The organism is Nocardioides sp. URHA0032 (assembly GCF_000620645.1).
Classification (GTDB): Bacteria; Actinomycetota; Actinomycetes; order Propionibacteriales; family Nocardioidaceae; genus Nocardioides.
Genome location: NZ_JIAV01000021.1, coordinates 110232 through 125949 on the forward strand (window position 1 = coordinate 110232; position 15718 = coordinate 125949).

The window sequence follows — 15718 nt, forward strand, 5'->3', positions numbered from 1 at the left end:
CTTCTCACGGCGCTCCGGAAGCCACCGCGCCGTACTCTCTCCGGGTGCGAACGCCGTTGCCGGGACGTCGCCTGGCGCTGAGCACCCAGGCGCTGGTGGCGTTCGGGGTGCTGCTGGTGCTGGTCCTCGTCGCCGCCTGGGCGGCGACCGCCGCGGTGCTCCGGCGGGACCTCGAGTCCGAGTACGAGCAGCGCGCGCTCGCGATCGCGCGGAGCGTGGCCGCCGAGCCGGGCCTGGCCCAGCAGGTCGCCCGGTCGCAGCCCCGCGCCTCAGGGCCCGTCCAGCGGGACGCCGAACGGGTACGTCGCGCCACCGGGGCGCTGTACGTCGTGGTGACCGACGACCGCGGCATCCGCTACAGCCACCCGACGCCCGGTGAGATCGGCCAGCGGGTCAGCACCAGCCCCGATGCCGCGCTGTCCGGTCGTGAAGTGGTCACCGTGGAGCAGGGCACGCTCGGGCGCTCGGCACGGGGCAAGGTGCCGCTGCGCGACGACACCGGCGACGTCGTCGGTGAGGTCAGCGTCGGCATCGACATCGCCGAGATCGACGCGGCGTCCCACAGGCTGGCGACCCTGCTGGCCTTCGTCGCCCTGGCCCCGCTGGCCCTCGGCCTGGTCGGGGCCGTACTGCTGTCGCGCCGGCTGCGGCGCAGCACGCTGGGCCTGGAGCCGGAGGAGATGGCCGACCTGGTGCGCGAGCACGCCGCCGTCCTCGGAGGCGTGCGCGACGGCGTGCTCGCGGTCGACCCGCGCGGGCGCGTGAGCGTCAGCAACGCCGAGGCCGCCCGGCTCGTCGGCTGTCCCCTGCCGCGCGGGGTCCCGCTCGCGGAGACCGGGGTGGGGGACGACGTGCGCATGCTCCTGATCGAGGAGCCCGCGCCGGCCGGTGCGCTCCGGCTCGTCGGCGGGCGGGCCGTGCTGGTCACCCGGGTGCCGGTCCAACGGGACCAGCGCGACCTCGGGACCGTGCTGATCCTCCGCGACCGGTCCGACCTCGACCAGCTGGCGCGCGAGCTGGAGTCGACGCGCGCCCTCACCGACGCGCTGCGCGCCCAGGCCCATGAGCACAGCAACCGGCTGCACGTCCTGACCGGGATGCTGCACCACGGCGACGTCGAGGAGGCCGGGCGCTACCTGGCCTCGCTCAGCGAGAGCCAGACCTGGGTCACGGGCGTGGACGATCCCTACCTGGCCGGGCTCCTGGCCGCGAAGTCGGCGGCGGCGACGGAGGCCGGGGTGCGGCTCGAGGTCACGGACACGTCCTGGGTCGAGGGGCGGCTCACCCAGCCCCTGGACACCGTGACGGTCCTCGCCAACCTGCTCGACAACGCGGTGCGCGCCGCCGCGGACGGCGCCCGGCGGCCGGCGCTGGTCGAGGTGACGCTGGTGAGCGACGGGGACGACCTGGTGGTGCAGGTCGCCGACAGCGGAGCCGGCGTGCCCGCCGAGGCAGGGGACCGGGTCTTCGCCCACGGCTTCACGACCAAGGACGACGCGGCCGGCCACGGCCTCGGCCTGGCGCTCGCCCGCCACGTCGCCCGGGGGACCGGTGGCGACGTCCGGCTCGCCGACGCCGGCGGCGCCGACCACGGCGCCGTGTTCGAGGCCCGGATCGCGCGCGCGCTGGTCGCCCGCCTCGGGGTGGGCACGGCCGACGAACCCGGAGGTAGCCGGTGATCAGGGTGCTCGTGGTGGACGACGACTTCCGGGTGGCGCAGCTGCATGCGGCGTACGTCGCCTCGGTCCCGGGCTTCGAGGTCGTGGGGATCGCCCACGACGCCGCCGACGCGGTGCGGCTGGCCGGCGAGCTCGCCCCCGACCTCGTCCTGCTCGACGAGTACCTTCCCGACGCGCCCGGGACCAGCGTGCTGCGGCGGATCGACGCCGCCGTCATCGTGGTGAGCGCCGCCGAGGACGCCGCCACGGTCCGGGCGGCCATCGCCAGGGGAGCGGTGAACTACGTGCTCAAGCCGTTCGCGCCGGCGGTCCTCGTCGAGCGGCTGCAGGCGTTCGAGCGGTTCTGGCGGTCCCTGCAGGCCGACGTCCACCTCGACCAGGCGGGCATCGACCGGGCCCTCCAGGCACTCCGCACCGCCGACACCCCTGTGGCGACGGCCCGCAAGGGACGCTCGCCTGTGACCGGCGAGGCGATCGTCGACGTGCTGCGCCGGTCGGCGGACGCGGTCACGGCCGCCGACGTGGCCGAGGCGACCGGCGTCTCCCGCGCGACCGCCCAGCGCTACCTCTCCGACCTCGCCCGCGACGGGCGGGTCCGGCTGACCCTGCGCTACGGCACGACCGGCCGCCCGGAGCACTGCTTCGAGTGGCTCGGCAGCCGCTAGTCAGGCCTCGCGGAGGACGACGACGGTACGGCGGCCGATGGAGAGCCCATCGCCGGCCTTGATGTGGGTGCCGACGGGGAGCTCGACGTCGGTGGAGAGCACGACCTCGCCGGCCTGGACCCAGTCGTTCTCGGGCATCGCGATCTTCTGCGGATGCCAGTCGGAGTTGAACCAGAGCATGAACGACCGGTCCACCTCCTGCTCACCGCGTGGTCCGGGAGCGCGCAGCGGGTCGCCGGAGACGAACATGCCGATCGCGCGCAGGTTCGGGTCGTGCCAGTCGTCGCCGGTCATCTCGCGCCCGGAGGGGTGCAGCCAGGCGAGGTCCTTGGCGCCGCCCCGGATCGTCGGCCGCCCCTCGAACCAGTGCCGTTGCCGCAGCGCGGGGTGCTCGCGCCGCAGCCGGAGCGCGGTCTTGGTGATCTCGTACACGTCCAGCCACGCGTCGTCCGGACGCCAGTCGATCCAGGACACCTCGTTGTCCTGCGCATAGGCGTTGTTGTTGCCGCGCTGGGTCCGTCCGCGCTCGTCGCCGGCGGTGATCATCGGCACGCCGTTGGACAGGCAGAGCGTCGCCATCATGTTCGCGGCCTGACGACGGCGTACGGCGAGGAGCGCGGGGTCGTCGGTCTCGCCCTCGGCCCCGTGGTTCCACGACCGGTTGTTGTCGGTGCCGTCGCGGTTGTCCTCGCCGTTGGCCTCGTTGCGCTTCTGCTCGTAGGACACCAGATCGCGCATCGTGAACCCGTCGTGCGCGGTCACGAAGTTGATCGAGGCGTACGGCGAGCGCCCGTCGTCGAGGTACAGGTCGGAGGAGCCCGCCAGCCGGGTTGCGACGGTGCGGATGCCCGAGGAGTGGTTGCGCCAGAAGTCCCGGATCTCGTCGCGGTACTGGTCGTTCCACTCCACCCACGGCGGCGGGAACTCGCCGACCCGGTAGCCGTCCATCGAGGCGTCCCACGGCTCCGCGATCAGCTTCACGTGTCGCAGCACCGGGTCCTGGCCGATCCCCATCAGCAGGTGGTTGTCCATGTCGACCCGGTGGTGCACCCTGGTCAGCGCCGACATCAGGTCGAAGCGGAACCCGTCGACGTGCATCTCGGTCACCCAGTACCGCAGCGAGTCCAGGATCAGCCGCAGCGCGAAGGGGTTCGACGCGTCGACGGTGTTGCCACAGCCCGTCACGTCCCAGTACGTGTCCTGCGCCGGCGCCCCGGGTCCGGCGTCGCCCGCCCGGCAGTAGAAGCCGCGGTCGTCGAGGCCGCGGAACGACAGCGTCGGGCCGAGGGCGCCCGCCTCGGCGGTGTGGTTGTAGACGACGTCGAGGATCACCTCGAGCCCGGCCTCGTGGAACGCCTTCACCATCTGCTTGAACTCCGTGACCTGCTCGCCACGGTCGCCGGAGGCCGCGTAGGCGTTGTGCGGGGCGAAGTAGCCGATCGAGTTGTAGCCCCAGTAGTTGGTCAGCCCGAGCTCGACCAGCGCCGGCTCGGACACGAACTGGTGCACGGGCAACAGCTCGACGGCCGTGATCCCGAAGTCGCGCAGGTAGTCGGTCACGGCCGGGGTCGCGAGCCCGGCGTACGTCCCCCGCAGCTCCTCGGGCACCCGGTCGTGCAGCGCGGTCATGCCCTTGACGTGCAGCTCGTAGATGACGCTGTCGCGCCAGCGGTACCGCAGCGGCTGGTCCTCGCCCCAGTCGAACTGGTCGTCCACGACGATGCTGCGCGGGACGTACGGCGCGGAGTCCGCCCTGCTCATCCGCTCCGGCTCGCCCGTGACGTACCCGAAGATCGCGGGATCGACCGTGAGGCCGCCGGAGACCGCCTTGGCGAACGGGTCCAGCAGCAGCTTGTTCATGTTGAACCGGAGGCCCTGCTCGGGGTCCCACGGCCCCGCCGCGCGGAAGCCGTACGCCGTGCCGGGCCGTACGCCGGGGATCGCGCCGTGCCAGATGCCCAGCGTCTGCTCGGTCAGCCGGTGCCGCTCCTCGACGCCGTCGTCGTCGAAGAGGCACACCCAGGCCGCGGTTGCGCGCGGCGCGTGCACCGCGAAGTTCGTCGCCTCGGCGGACCAGGTCGCGCCGAGGGGCCAGTTCTGCCCGGGCCACACCGGGGCCCGCTCGCCGCGGGTACGCCAGAGTCCGGGGGTCACCCGCCCCATTGTTCACGATCACCGGCACAATGCCCGGGACGGGTGCAGCGACCAGACCATCATCGGGAGGCAGGGAACATGGGCGAGTTCGTACGACTGGAGGTGGCCGACGGCGTCGGCACGATCCGGCTGGACCGGCCGAAGATGAACGCGCTCAACGTTCAGGTCCAGGAGGAGATCCGGGCCGCTGCCACCGAGGCCACCGGGCGCGACGACGTCAGGGCCGTCGTCCTGTACGGCGGCGAGCGGGTCTTCGCCGCCGGTGCGGACATCAAGGAGATGGCCGACATGGGCTACACCGACATGGTGAAGCGCTCCGGGGCACTCCAGTCGTCGTTCGCCGCCGTCGCCCGGATCCCCAAGCCGGTCGTCGCCGCGGTCACCGGCTACGCCCTCGGCGGCGGCTGCGAGCTCGCGCTGTGCGCCGACGTCCGGTTCGCGGCCGAGGACGCGGTCCTCGGTCAGCCGGAGATCCTGCTCGGGATCATCCCGGGCGCCGGCGGCACCCAGCGGCTGACCAGGCTGGTCGGTCCGAGCAAGGCCAAGGACCTCGTCTTCACCGGCCGCTTCGTCAAGGCCGACGAGGCGCTCGCGATCGGGCTCGTGGACCGCGTGTTCCCGGCCGACCAGGTCTACGCCGAGGCGGTCGCCTGGGCGCGGCAGTTCACCGGGGCCGCGTCGTTCGCGGTCCGGGCGGCGAAGGAGAGCATCGACCGGGGCATCGAGGTCGACCTCGAGACCGGTCTCGAGATCGAGCGGCAGCAGTTCGCGGCGCTGTTCGCGACCGAGGACCGCACGACCGGCATGCGGTCCTTCGTGGAGAACGGCCCCGGCAAGGCCGAGTTCCAGGGCCGATGAGCCGCACCGCGAACGTCCGGACGCGGATCGCCCAGCTGGTCTGGCTGGTCGCCGTGGTGTGCGCCCTGTTCCTCGCCGTCGGCGCCCTGCTCATCGCGCTGGACGCCAACCAGGACAACGTCCTGGTGAAGTTCGTGCTCGACGTCGCGGACGTCCTCGACCTCCAGGTGTTCTCCCGCGGCAACGGCATCTTCACGTTCAACGGCGGGGACGCGACGACGAAGAACGCGCTCGCCAACTGGGGTCTCGCCGCCGTCGCCTACCTCGTGGTGGGCCGCGTGCTGGAGCGTGTGATCCGCCCGTGAGCCGGCTCCGACCGTGACAGTGTCGCTGTGACGCAACCAACGCCGGTGCGAGTTTCGAGGCCGGTGGCGCGACGGTAGCCTGACGACCACCCGAGTGCACAGGAGGGGCCGGAACCGGCCACACCACCATGAACATTGTCGTCTGTGTGAAGTATGTCCCCGATGCCACTGCCGACCGGCAGTTCGAGTCGGACAACACCGTGGACCGCGTGGGCGTCGACGGGCTCCTGTCGGAGCTCGACGAGTACGCCGTGGAGCAGGCCCTGCAGCTGAAGGAGAAGGCCGGTGACGACACTACGGTGACGGCGCTGTGCGTCGGCCCCGAGAAGGCCGTCGACGCGGTGCGCAAGGCGCTCCAGATGGGTGCCGACGAGGGTGTCCACGTGGTCGACGACGCGATCGCCGGCTCGGACGCCGTCGCGACCTCGCTGGTGCTGGCCAAGGCAGTGGAGAAGGCCGGCGCCGAGCGCAAGGTCGACCTCGTGGTGTGCGGCATGTCCTCGACCGACGCCGCGATGAGTGTGGTCCCCGCGATGCTCGCCGAGCGCCTCGGCCTGCCGCAGGTCACGCTCGCCTCGGTCATCGAGACCCAGGGCGACCAGGTGCGCGTCAAGCGCGACGGTGACACCGCGACCGAGGTCATCGGCGCCACCATGCCGCTGGTCCTGTCCGTCACCGACCAGTCGGGCGAGGCCCGCTACCCGTCGTTCAAGGGCATCATGGCCGCCAAGAAGAAGCCGCTGGAGACCTGGTCGCTCGGCGACCTGGGTGTCGGGGCGGACCAGGTCGGCCTGTCGGTGGCGTGGACCGAGGTCGAGGACACCACGGCCCGCCCGCCGCGCACCGCCGGCGAGATCGTCAAGGACGAGGAGGGCTCGGGCGCCAAGGCGCTGGCCGACTTCCTCGCCTCCAAGAAGTTCATCTGAGGAGCACGCACCGATGTCTGAAGTTCTCGTTCTCGTCGACCACGTCGACGGTGCCGTCCGCAAGCCGACGTACGAGCTCCTGACGATCGCGAAGCGGCTCGGCGAGCCGTCCGCGGTCTTCATCGGCGCGGCCGACCAGGCCGCCGAGGTCGCGGAGAAGGTCAAGAAGTACGGCGCCGAGAAGGTGTACGTCGTCGACGACGCCCAGATCAAGGGCTATCTGGTGGCCCCCAAGGCCGAGGCGCTGCAGCAGCTGGCCGAGAAGGCCCAGTCGGAGGGGGGCCTCGCCGCGATCCTGATTCCCTCCAGCGCGGAGGGCAAGGAGGTCGCCGGCCGGCTGGCGATCAAGCTCGAGTCCGGCCTCATCACCGACGCCGTCGACGTGCAGGCCGACGACCGCAAGGGCCCGGTGACCACGCAGAGCGTGTTCGCGGGCAACTACACCGTGACCGCGAAGGTCACCAAGGGCACGCCGATCATCACGGTCAAGCCGAACTCCGCCACCCCGGAGGAGGCCGAGGGTGCCGGCACGGTCGAGGAGTTCGCGGCGACCGTCTCCGACGCCGCGAAGACCGCGCAGATCGTGGCCTCGCAGCCGCGGCAGGCGACCGGCCGCCCCGAGCTCACCGAGGCCGCGATCGTGGTCTCCGGTGGTCGTGGCACCGGCGGCAACTTCGAGCCCGTGGAGGGCCTCGCCGACGCCCTCGGCGGTGCGGTGGGCGCGTCGCGTGCCGCCGTCGACTCCGGCTGGATCCAGCACACCTTCCAGATCGGCCAGACCGGCAAGACGGTGTCGCCTCAGCTGTACGTCGCCACGGGCATCTCCGGCGCCATCCAGCACCGCGCCGGCATGCAGACCTCGAAGACCATCGTGGCGGTGAACAAGGACGAGGAGGCCCCGATCTTCGAGCTCGTCGACTTCGGTGTCGTGGGCGACCTGCACACGGTCCTCCCGGCCGCCACCGAGGAGATCAACAAGCGCAAGGGCTGACCTAGCGCGGAGACAGCGGAGGATCGTCGGCACCCGGTGCCGGCGATCCTCCGCTGCTCGTCAGCGGGCAGCGTGACCCGCACGGGACGGGGCGTCCGGCCCAGCCACGGCTGGCCAGCAACCGGGCAACGGCCGCCGCCACCCGGCACGGGTCGAGGACCTGTCCCCAGGCGAGGCGCACGGTGACGTCGCCGGTCGCCCCCACGGCGGGCCGGCGATCGAGGTCCGCCCAGTGCTGCTCGGCGCGGCCGTGCGCAAGTCGTCCGTCCAGCTCGACGACGACGCGCTCGGTCGAGTAGCGGACGTCGCGCTGTCCTCCTCCCTCGGCACGGTCCTCCCGGATGCCCCGAGGCAGGCCGTGCGCGCGTTCGACCTGCGCGACGTAGCGCCGTTCGACCGCGGACGGGACGCCGGTGCCCGCGTCGTCGAGCACGCTCGCCAGCAACCGGCGACGACCAAGACGCGGATGCCGGGGGAGTGCCGCGGCCAGGCGCGTGGCGGTCGTGCGCCGCTCCGCGCACGCATCGACCAGCACCGCGACCGCCGCGTCCTCGCGTTCCTCGTCGGAAGCCGCGACCAGCACGGGATCCTCGAGATGGAGTCGCGGTGGTTGCGCGGCCGGCTGGCTGACGGCCTCGAGCTGGCCTCGTCGGATGCTGATGCCCTTCGTCGGTCCGACCCTGCGACCTGCCTCGACCATGATCTCGATCGGCTCCCGGCCGGAGGCGATGGCGGGCTGCACCCGCATCCGGTGAGCTCGCATCGCGGAGCGTCCCGAGAGGACCGCCGGTGCGTGCAGGAGCACCGCCGCCCAGGCCCGCTGGTCCCAGGTGAGCGGGCCGCTGTGGTCGACGTACACGCCCCGGTGCACGGTCGTCCAGGCGCGACGTCGCAGCAGACCCTCGAGCTCGGCGTCCGTGGCGCCGCACTCCAGCACCTGCGCCCTCGACAGCACGCCGGCCTGCCCGCGCAGCAGGCGGCGGATCGCGTCCTCGTCCATGACCGAACCCCTGCCCGGGTCCGCGGAGGCGGAATCCGGGTCGGCGCGGGCTGTGGACGAGCCTCAGTCGCCGGCGGTCTTCACCAGCAGCCAGTTGCGGTCGTCGCCACCCAGCGCCGCGCGGGTGAGGGCGTAGCCGCCGGTGAGGCGGGTGCCGTGCAGGACGAAGCGCAGGTGGCCCGCGGCGATCGCGTCGGCCGTCGGCCCGGGGGTGACCGGCTCGTACCAGCCGGAGTCCCAGATCCGGACGTTCGCGCTCTCGTACGCCGCGTGTGCCATCGCGTGGTCGCCAACCTGGACGGCGAGCCGCTTGTCGGCCGGGTCGGTCGACGGCCCCTTCGGGACCGCCCACGAGGCCAGCACCCCGTCGACCTGGAGCCGCAGGTCGTAGTGGAGCGTGCTCGCCCGGTGGAGCTGGACGACGAAGATCGGCGCGGCCACGCTCCAGCCTAGGTCGCCCGGTCCCGTGGTGCGGATGATCGGCAGCGCGAGCGGGTAACGGGGGAGCGTGACCGATGTGCCCGAGCCGGCCCTGGCGACGCTGAGCCACGAGCGGTTCTGGACGGACGGCTGGATCTACGAGCGCAAGCTGGACGGGCAGCGGTGCCTGGCGGTCCGGACCTCGTCCGGCACCCGGCTGTACTCGCGCAGCGGGCGCGACGTGACGGTGGCGTTCCCGGAGATCGCCGAGGCGCTCGAGCAGCAGGCGTCGTCGGACTTCGTCGTCGACGGTGAGGTGGTCGCGTTCGAGGGCGCGCGCACGAGCTTCGCGCGGCTGCAGCCCCGGATCCACCTGAGCAGCGCCGCGAAGGCGCGCCGCAGCGGGGTGGCGGTGTACTTCTACGTGTTCGACGTGCTGCGCGTGGACGGCGAGGACGTGCGCCGCGAGCCGCTGCTCGACCGCAAGCGCCGGCTGCGGAAGCTGCTGACCTGGGGGGACCCGGTGCGCTCCACGCCGCACCGGGTCAGCGGTGACGAGGACTGGTTCGGCGAGGTCTGCGCGAAGGGCTGGGAGGGCCTGATCGCCAAGCGCGCGGACTCGGCGTACTCCACCGGGCGGACCAAGGACTGGCTGAAGTTCAAGTGCGAGGCCGGGCAGGAGCTGGTGGTGGTCGGCTGGACCGATCCCGAGGGTTCGCGGGTCGCGATCGGCGCGCTGCTGCTGGGCTACCACCGCGGCGACGACCTCGTGTACGCCGGCAAGGTCGGCACCGGCTTCAGCCAGCAGGTGCTGCGCGACCTGCACGCGCGACTGACCGCGATCGAGCGCGACACCTCGCCCTGCACGAAGGGCGCGCTGCCGCGCACGGCCGTGCACTGGGCCGAGCCCGAGCTGGTGGCCGAGGTCGCGTTCACCGAATGGACGACGGCCGGCCAGCTGCGCCACCCGCGGTACCTCGGCCTGCGCACCGACAAGTCCGCGAAGGACGTGGTGCGCGAATGACCACCCCGGAGCCCAGGACGGTTGCCGGCGTGGACATCACCAAGCCGGACAAGGTGCTGTTCCCCGACGACGGGATCACCAAGGCCGATGTCGCGGAGTACTACGCCGGCGTCGCCGACCGGATGCTGCCGTTCCTGAAGGACCGGCCGATCAACATGCAGCGGTTCCCCGACGGGATCGGCAGCTTCTCCTTCTACGAGAAGAAGGTGCCGGCCCACTTCCCGGACTGGGTGCGCACGGTCGAGGTGCAGACCGCCGACGGCGCCCAGCGCCAGGTCGTGGTGGACGACCGGCGCTCGCTGGTCTACCTCGCCCAGCAGGCCTGCATCACCCCGCACACCTGGCTGAGCCGGGCTGCGGACCTCGACCGCCCGGACGAGCTGGTCCTGGACCTCGACCCGTCCGACGACGACCTCGCGAAGGTACGCCGGGCGACCCGGCTCGCCGGCGACGCGCTCGAGGACCTGGGGCTGACGACGTACCTCAAGACCACCGGCTCCCGCGGCTACCACGTCGTCGTGCCGTTGCGGCCCGAGGCGGGGTTCGACGAGGTCCGCGCGTTCGCGCGTGCGGTGGCGGAGCGCCTGGTCGAACGCGAGCCCGACCTCCTCACGCTCGAGGCCCGCAAGGCCGGCCGCGGCGACCGGGTGCTCGTCGACATCATGCGCAACGGCTACGGACAGACAGCGGTGCCGCCGTACGCCGTCCGCGCGCGGCCGGGCGCCCCCGTGTCCGCGCCGCTCGCGTGGGACGAGCTCTCCCGGGTTGCGCCGGGCGACGTCACGATCGCGAACCTGGCCAGGCGGCTGGCGAAGGATGACCCGTGGGCGGGGATGCGCCGGCACGCGAGCGGCCTCGGAAGGGCGCGCCGGCGGCTCTGACCCCCCTACGCTGTCGAGCGTGGCCCGCACACTGTGGCTCGCACTGCTGCTCGGGGGCGCCGTCGGCGTCCTCGCGGGCGTCTACCTGGAGGCGGTGCACCTCACCGAGCAGCTGATCTGGGACGGCACCGATCCGCGGCTCCCCGGCGACGGCGCGTGGCAGGTCGTCCTGGTGTGCGCGGCGGGTGGACTGCTGGTCGGCGTCCTGCGGCTGCGCCACGACCGGGACACCCCGAACGACCTCGAGGACGCCCTGCTCGAGCTCGACGACGCGCTGGGCGAGGACCGGAAGCCGCCGCCCAAGGCGTCCTGGCTGATCCGGGCGACGGTCCTGGGCGTGGTGTCGCTGGCGTTCGGTGCGTCGCTCGGGCCGGAGGCGCCGCTGATCGCGATCGCGACCGGCTTCGGCGACCGGATCGGGCGGATCCTGCGGGTCAGCCGCGCCGAGGCGGCGCTGATCACCTCCTCCGGCGCGATCTCGGGGCTGTTCGGCGGACCGCTCGCGGCGGTGGCGCTGCCGTTGGAGCGCGGCCGCGCGGCGGCCACCTCCACCCGGCTGATCGGTGCCGGCCTGGTTGCTGGCCTCGCGGGACTCGTGACGATGCTGCTGGTGCTGCCCGAGCGGGCCGGCGGCCGCTACGTGCTGCCGTACGCCGACCCCGGGTCGGGTCGCGACCTGGTCGAGTCGATCGGGTGGGCGGCCGCCGGCGCCGTACCAGCCGCCTGCGCCGGGCTGCTGCTGTTGCTGGGCACCGAGCCGGTACGCCGGACCGCCGAGCGGCTCGTGCCCTCGACCGTGCTGCGGGCAGCAGCGGGCGGCCTGGTGCTCGGCGTGTGCGGAGCGGTCGAGGGGCTCAGCCTGTTCTCGGGCGAGCACGAGGGCCAGGAGCTGATCGACTCGGCGGGGGACAAGGCCGCGACGGCGTTCCTTCTCATCGCCCTGCTGAAGGTGGTGGCGACCCTGGCCTGCCTCGGCACCGGCTGGTTCGGCGGCCAGATCTTCCCGTCGGTGTTCATCGGCATGGCGACCGCGCTCGCCGTCACCGCGGTGTGGGACTCCGCGCCGGTCGGGGCGGTCGTGGCAGCGGGCGCCGGGGCGGCCGCGACGGCCGTCCTCCGGCGCCCGCTGGCGACGGTGCTGATCCTGCTGTTCTTCTTCCCGTTCGGTGCGGTGCTGCCGCTGGCCGTCGGGGCGGGGGTGGGTGCGCTGGTGTCCGGGCTCAGCCCTGACCGCCGTACCCCTCCTCGGCGATGATGCCGACCTGCGGGACGGTCACCTTGCGGTGCGCCGGGGGTCCGCTGAGCTTGATCCGGCGCAGCGACATGTTGTTGTCCGTCGAGGATTCCACCAGGTTGTGCTCCGGGTTGGCGTTGACCGCGACGTAGTACGTGCCGTTGGGCAGGTCCTTGATGGGGAAGGACTGGCCGGCGCGGTACTGCGTGTAGGTGTCGCCCCAGCCCGAGACCAGCACCTCGCGGATCGACAGCGACGAGTAGTCGCCGCACGACGTGGACAGGTCGGTGTTCTCCGGACGCCAGTCGGCCGCGGGGACGGTGAGGTCCACCGAGTCGGTGTTGGCGAGGCAGAACGCCTCCTTCTTCGAGCGCGAGACCTCCGTCTTGCCGGCGTCGAGGAGCGAGTAGCGCGCGAAGTCCTCGAAGTGCCAGTGCGAGTGCGAGGGCCGCGGGTCCCACTCCATCGCGCCCACCGGCTGGTAGCCGGTCTGGTTGCCGTCGGCGTCGAAGAAGTATTGGTACGCGTCCATCTCGTCCTCGCCGTCGCGGCGGAAGCCGTCGACCACGAGCGGGCTGTCACCGGCGTTCCACACGGTGGCGGAGAACCGCAGGTAGGTGCCCTTGCGGTTCAGCGAGATGCCCCACGCGGGCAGGGCCTGGAGGTCGGGCTCCGGCCCGCCCTCGTCGGCACGACCGGTCGGACCGGTCGGGCGGTGCGCCGCGGGGGCCACCGGCTTCGAGGGGCGACCGGCCGCACCAGCGCGGTCGATCCCGCTCTCGTCGGTGACGGTGAGGTCGAAGGTCCGCGTCGCCTGCTCGGCCGTGAGCCCGAAGACCGTGGCGTACGCGCGCTTGATGGTCGCGGTGACGCTGTACTCGCCCGGGCCGATCCGCAGCGGCCGGGACTGGTTGAGCACGGGTGTCGCCCAGCCGGTCTGGATGCCCTGCACCGAGCCGAGGCTGTAGGCGTTGTACCAGCAGCCGACCGGGTACGGCGAGCGCGCCGGCGCGTCCACGCGGACGCGCTCGGAGTAGCCGTTGAGGCAGCCCTTCTTCGTCATCCTGAGGGTGTCCTCGCCGCGCTTCTTCGGGTCCACCGTGATCGACATGAACCGGTCCAGGCCGGAGAAGTCGCTCATCGAGCCGGCGGGCAGCGGCACGTCACCGCCGGAGGTGCGCCACACGGTCTGGATCGGGTCGTTGTACGACGGCCGGTCGGACCAGAGCTCGAAGGGTGCGCCGTTCGCGATCAGCCGCAGCCCCAGGTCGGTCCAGGTGCGCTTGCGGTACGCGTATGCGGTGACGTGCGAGGGCGCCCAGAGGGTGATCGGGGCGACCTCGGCGGCCTTCGGGGACTCCGCGGTGGCGGCCGGTCCGACGGAGGCGAGCAGGGGGGCGGCCAGCGCGAGGCTGGCGGCGGCGAGCAGGGATCGGCGCAACGGAGGAACCTTTCCGGAGGTGGGCCTGACCACGGTAGGACGCGGCGGCGGGCCCATCGGTTGCCACGCCCTACCCTCGGAGCATGACCAGTCCAGTCGTCGCGATGGCCGAACGGGCCCGGGAGGCCAGCCACGCCCTCGCCCTGGCGACCCGCCGGACCAAGGACACGGCGCTGCACGCGATGGCCGACGCGCTGCTCGCCGGCGAGGACCGCGTCCTGGCTGCGAACGCGGAGGACGTCGTGCGCGCCGAAGAGGGTGGTACGCCGCCCAACGTCGTCGACCGGCTCCGGCTCACGCCCGAGAGGGTCGCCGGCATGGCCCAGGGCCTGCGCGACGTCGCGGGGCTGCCCGACCCGGTGGGCGAGGTGGTGCGCGGCAGCACGCTGGCGAACGGCCTCGAGCTGCGCCAGGTGCGGGTGCCGTTCGGCGTGGTCGGCATCATCTACGAGGCCCGGCCCAACGTGACCGCCGACGCCGCCGGCATCTGCCTGAAGTCGGGCAACGCCGTGCTCCTGCGCGGCAGCTCCAGCGCCGGCGCGAGCAACGCCGCGATCGTCGAGGAGCTGCGCGGCGCGGTGGCGGCCGCCGGGCTCGACGCGGACGTGGTGCAGCTGGTGCCGGCCGAGAGCCGGGACACCGTCAAGGAGCTGATGCGCGCCCGGGGCCTGGTCGACGTGCTGATCCCGCGCGGGGGAGCGGGCCTGATCCGCTCGGTGGTCGAGGAGTCGACGGTTCCGGTCATCGAGACGGGCGTCGGCAACTGCCACGTGTACGTCGACCGTGCCGCCGACCTCGACAAGGCGCTGGCGATCGTGCTGAACGCCAAGACCCAGCGCACCAGCGTCTGCAACGCGGCCGAGTCGCTGCTCGTGCACGCCGGGGTCGCGGACGCGTTCCTCCCGCGGGTCGTCGCGGCGCTGCAGGACGCGGGCGTCACGATCCACGGCGACTCGGCGTTCCAGGCGTACGACGGCGTCGTGCCGGCCACCGACGGCGACTTCGGGGAGGAGTACCTCTCCCTCGACATCTCCGCGGCCGTCCTACCGGACCTCGAGGCGGCGATCCGGCACATCCGCAGGTACTCCAGCCAGCACACCGAGGCGATCGTGACCGAGGACCTCGCGGCGGCGCGGCACTTCACCGCCGCGGTCGACTCGGCGGCCGTGCTGGTCAACGCGTCGACGCGGTTCACCGACGGGGCGGAGTTCGGCTTCGGCGCCGAGATCGGGATCAGCACCCAGAAGCTGCACGCCCGCGGCCCGATGGGGCTGCCGGAGATGACCTCGACCAAGTACGTCGTGACCGGCGACGGGCACGTCCGCCCGTCCTGACCGCTGCCGGTAGGCTGTCGTCCATGCTGAACCCGTACGTCGCCGTCCTCGCCACCGAGGAGGCCGTCAACGACAACGTGCCGAACCACTGGCTGGTGGGAGGAGTGGTGCTGGCGATCCTGCTCGCGCTCATCCTCGCCCTGCTGATCTTCGGCGCGGGACGCGAGCACAGCTGACCGCCGGGAGTGAGCACATGCCCGGCGCGCGGCGGATCGGGGTCATGGGTGGCACCTTCGACCCCGTCCACCACGGCCACCTCGTGGCCGCGTCGGAGGTGCAGGCGTGGTTCGACCTCGACGAGGTCGTCTTCGTCCCGACCGGCGACCCCTGGCAGAAGTCCGACCGGATCGTCTCGCCGGCCGAGCACCGCTACCTGATGACCGTCATCGCGACGGCGTCCAACCCGCGGTTCACCGTCTCGCGCGTCGACCTGGACCGCGCTGGCCCGACGTACACGATCGACACGCTCCGCGACCTGAAGGCCCAGCTGCCGGAGGCGGAGCTCTACTTCATCACCGGAGCCGACGCGCTGGCCGAGATCTTCACCTGGCGCGACGCCGAGGAGCTGTTCGCGCTCGCCCAGTTCGTGGGCTGCACCCGGCCCGGCTACACCATGGATGAGGCGACGCTCGCCACGATCCCGGCGCACCGGGTGACGATGGTCGAGATCCCCGCGCTGGCGATCTCGTCCACCGACTGCCGGGACCGCACCCGCCGCGGCGAGCCGGTCTGGTACCTCGTGCCGGACGGTGTCGTCCAGTACATCGCCAAGCACGACCTCTATCCCAAGGACCAGCAGTGAGCAC

General features: G+C 72.6%; 16 protein-coding genes. 12 read left to right on the plus strand and 4 right to left on the minus strand.

Going from position 1 to position 15718, the window contains the following annotated elements:
• Positions 1 to 44 precede the first annotated feature (44 nt).
• Together N538_RS25200 and N538_RS0112625 are read left to right on the plus strand one after the other, a co-directional pair.
• A complete protein-coding gene (locus N538_RS25200) occupies positions 45 to 1679 on the plus strand; it encodes an ATP-binding protein (protein ID WP_081790454.1) in 1635 nt (544 codons plus the stop codon).
• Positions 1676 to 2344 (plus strand): response regulator, encoded by a 669-nt coding sequence (locus N538_RS0112625; protein WP_028637608.1) that lies wholly within the window; start codon positions 1676 to 1678, stop codon positions 2342 to 2344. Before N538_RS25200 ends, N538_RS0112625 begins: the two co-directional genes overlap by 4 nt.
• Here N538_RS0112625 and glgX read toward each other — a convergent pair whose 3' ends face one another.
• Complete coding sequence (gene glgX / locus N538_RS0112630) at positions 2345 to 4498, minus strand: glycogen debranching protein GlgX (protein ID WP_028637609.1); 2154 nt, start codon at positions 4496 to 4498, stop codon at positions 2345 to 2347.
• A gap of 78 nt (positions 4499 to 4576) precedes the next feature.
• Between glgX and N538_RS0112635 the strand changes: the two genes are divergently transcribed.
• From N538_RS0112635 to N538_RS0112650, 4 genes are all read left to right on the plus strand, one after another.
• On the plus strand, positions 4577 to 5356 hold the full coding sequence (locus N538_RS0112635; protein ID WP_028637610.1) for an enoyl-CoA hydratase/isomerase family protein: 780 nt from the start codon (positions 4577 to 4579) through the stop codon (positions 5354 to 5356).
• The gene (locus tag N538_RS0112640) at positions 5353 to 5661 is read left to right on the plus strand and encodes a hypothetical protein (RefSeq protein ID WP_028637611.1); all 309 of its coding nucleotides are present in this window, start codon (positions 5353 to 5355) and stop codon (positions 5659 to 5661) included. Before N538_RS0112635 ends, N538_RS0112640 begins: the two co-directional genes overlap by 4 nt.
• Before the next feature lie 146 nt (positions 5662 to 5807).
• A complete protein-coding gene (locus N538_RS0112645; RefSeq protein WP_231496208.1) occupies positions 5808 to 6587 on the plus strand; it encodes an electron transfer flavoprotein subunit beta/FixA family protein in 780 nt (259 codons plus the stop codon).
• A 13-nt stretch (positions 6588 to 6600) separates the two neighbouring features.
• Positions 6601 to 7578: an electron transfer flavoprotein subunit alpha/FixB family protein gene (locus N538_RS0112650; RefSeq protein WP_028637613.1), complete on the plus strand. Its 978-nt coding sequence runs from the start codon at positions 6601 to 6603 to the stop codon at positions 7576 to 7578.
• A 1-nt stretch (position 7579) separates the two neighbouring features.
• Here the strand turns inward: N538_RS0112650 and N538_RS25205 are convergent, their stop codons facing one another.
• Positions 7580 to 8578, minus strand: coding sequence for a hypothetical protein (locus N538_RS25205; RefSeq protein ID WP_051549244.1), 999 nt, complete (start codon positions 8576 to 8578; stop codon positions 7580 to 7582).
• A gap of 63 nt (positions 8579 to 8641) precedes the next feature.
• Positions 8642 to 9019, minus strand: a complete 378-nt coding sequence (locus N538_RS25210; protein WP_051549245.1) for a DNA polymerase ligase N-terminal domain-containing protein — start codon at positions 9017 to 9019, stop codon at positions 8642 to 8644.
• A 67-nt stretch (positions 9020 to 9086) separates the two neighbouring features.
• Between N538_RS25210 and ligD (N538_RS0112665) the strand changes: the two genes are divergently transcribed.
• From ligD (N538_RS0112665) to N538_RS0112675, 3 genes are read left to right on the plus strand one after another with little or no spacing between them, the layout of a single operon-like run.
• Positions 9087 to 10022: a non-homologous end-joining DNA ligase gene (gene ligD, locus N538_RS0112665; protein WP_028637614.1), complete on the plus strand. Its 936-nt coding sequence runs from the start codon at positions 9087 to 9089 to the stop codon at positions 10020 to 10022.
• A 29-nt stretch (positions 10023 to 10051) separates the two neighbouring features.
• Positions 10052 to 10903: a non-homologous end-joining DNA ligase gene (gene ligD, locus N538_RS0112670; protein WP_197025331.1), complete on the plus strand. Its 852-nt coding sequence runs from the start codon at positions 10052 to 10054 to the stop codon at positions 10901 to 10903.
• A gap of 19 nt (positions 10904 to 10922) precedes the next feature.
• A complete protein-coding gene (locus N538_RS0112675; RefSeq protein ID WP_028637616.1) occupies positions 10923 to 12158 on the plus strand; it encodes a chloride channel protein in 1236 nt (411 codons plus the stop codon).
• On the opposite strand, the gene N538_RS0112680 is transcribed toward N538_RS0112675, so the two are convergent.
• On the minus strand, positions 12124 to 13578 hold the full coding sequence (locus N538_RS0112680; RefSeq protein WP_028637617.1) for a lysyl oxidase family protein: 1455 nt from the start codon (positions 13576 to 13578) through the stop codon (positions 12124 to 12126). The two genes, N538_RS0112675 and N538_RS0112680, sit on opposite strands and share 35 nt — an antisense overlap.
• Before the next feature lie 83 nt (positions 13579 to 13661).
• Between N538_RS0112680 and N538_RS0112685 the strand changes: the two genes are divergently transcribed.
• Genes N538_RS0112685 through nadD form a run of 3 tightly spaced genes read left to right on the plus strand, consistent with a single transcriptional unit; the run spans position 13662 to position 15714 of the window.
• On the plus strand, positions 13662 to 14912 hold the full coding sequence (locus N538_RS0112685; protein WP_028637618.1) for a glutamate-5-semialdehyde dehydrogenase: 1251 nt from the start codon (positions 13662 to 13664) through the stop codon (positions 14910 to 14912).
• Positions 14913 to 14935: 23 nt separating this feature from the next.
• On the plus strand, positions 14936 to 15088 hold the full coding sequence (locus N538_RS29015) for a hypothetical protein (RefSeq protein ID WP_197025332.1): 153 nt from the start codon (positions 14936 to 14938) through the stop codon (positions 15086 to 15088).
• 17 nt (positions 15089 to 15105) lie between these two features.
• The gene (gene nadD, locus N538_RS0112695) at positions 15106 to 15714 is read left to right on the plus strand and encodes a nicotinate-nucleotide adenylyltransferase (protein WP_028637619.1); all 609 of its coding nucleotides are present in this window, start codon (positions 15106 to 15108) and stop codon (positions 15712 to 15714) included.
• Positions 15715 to 15718: the final 4 nt, after the last annotated feature.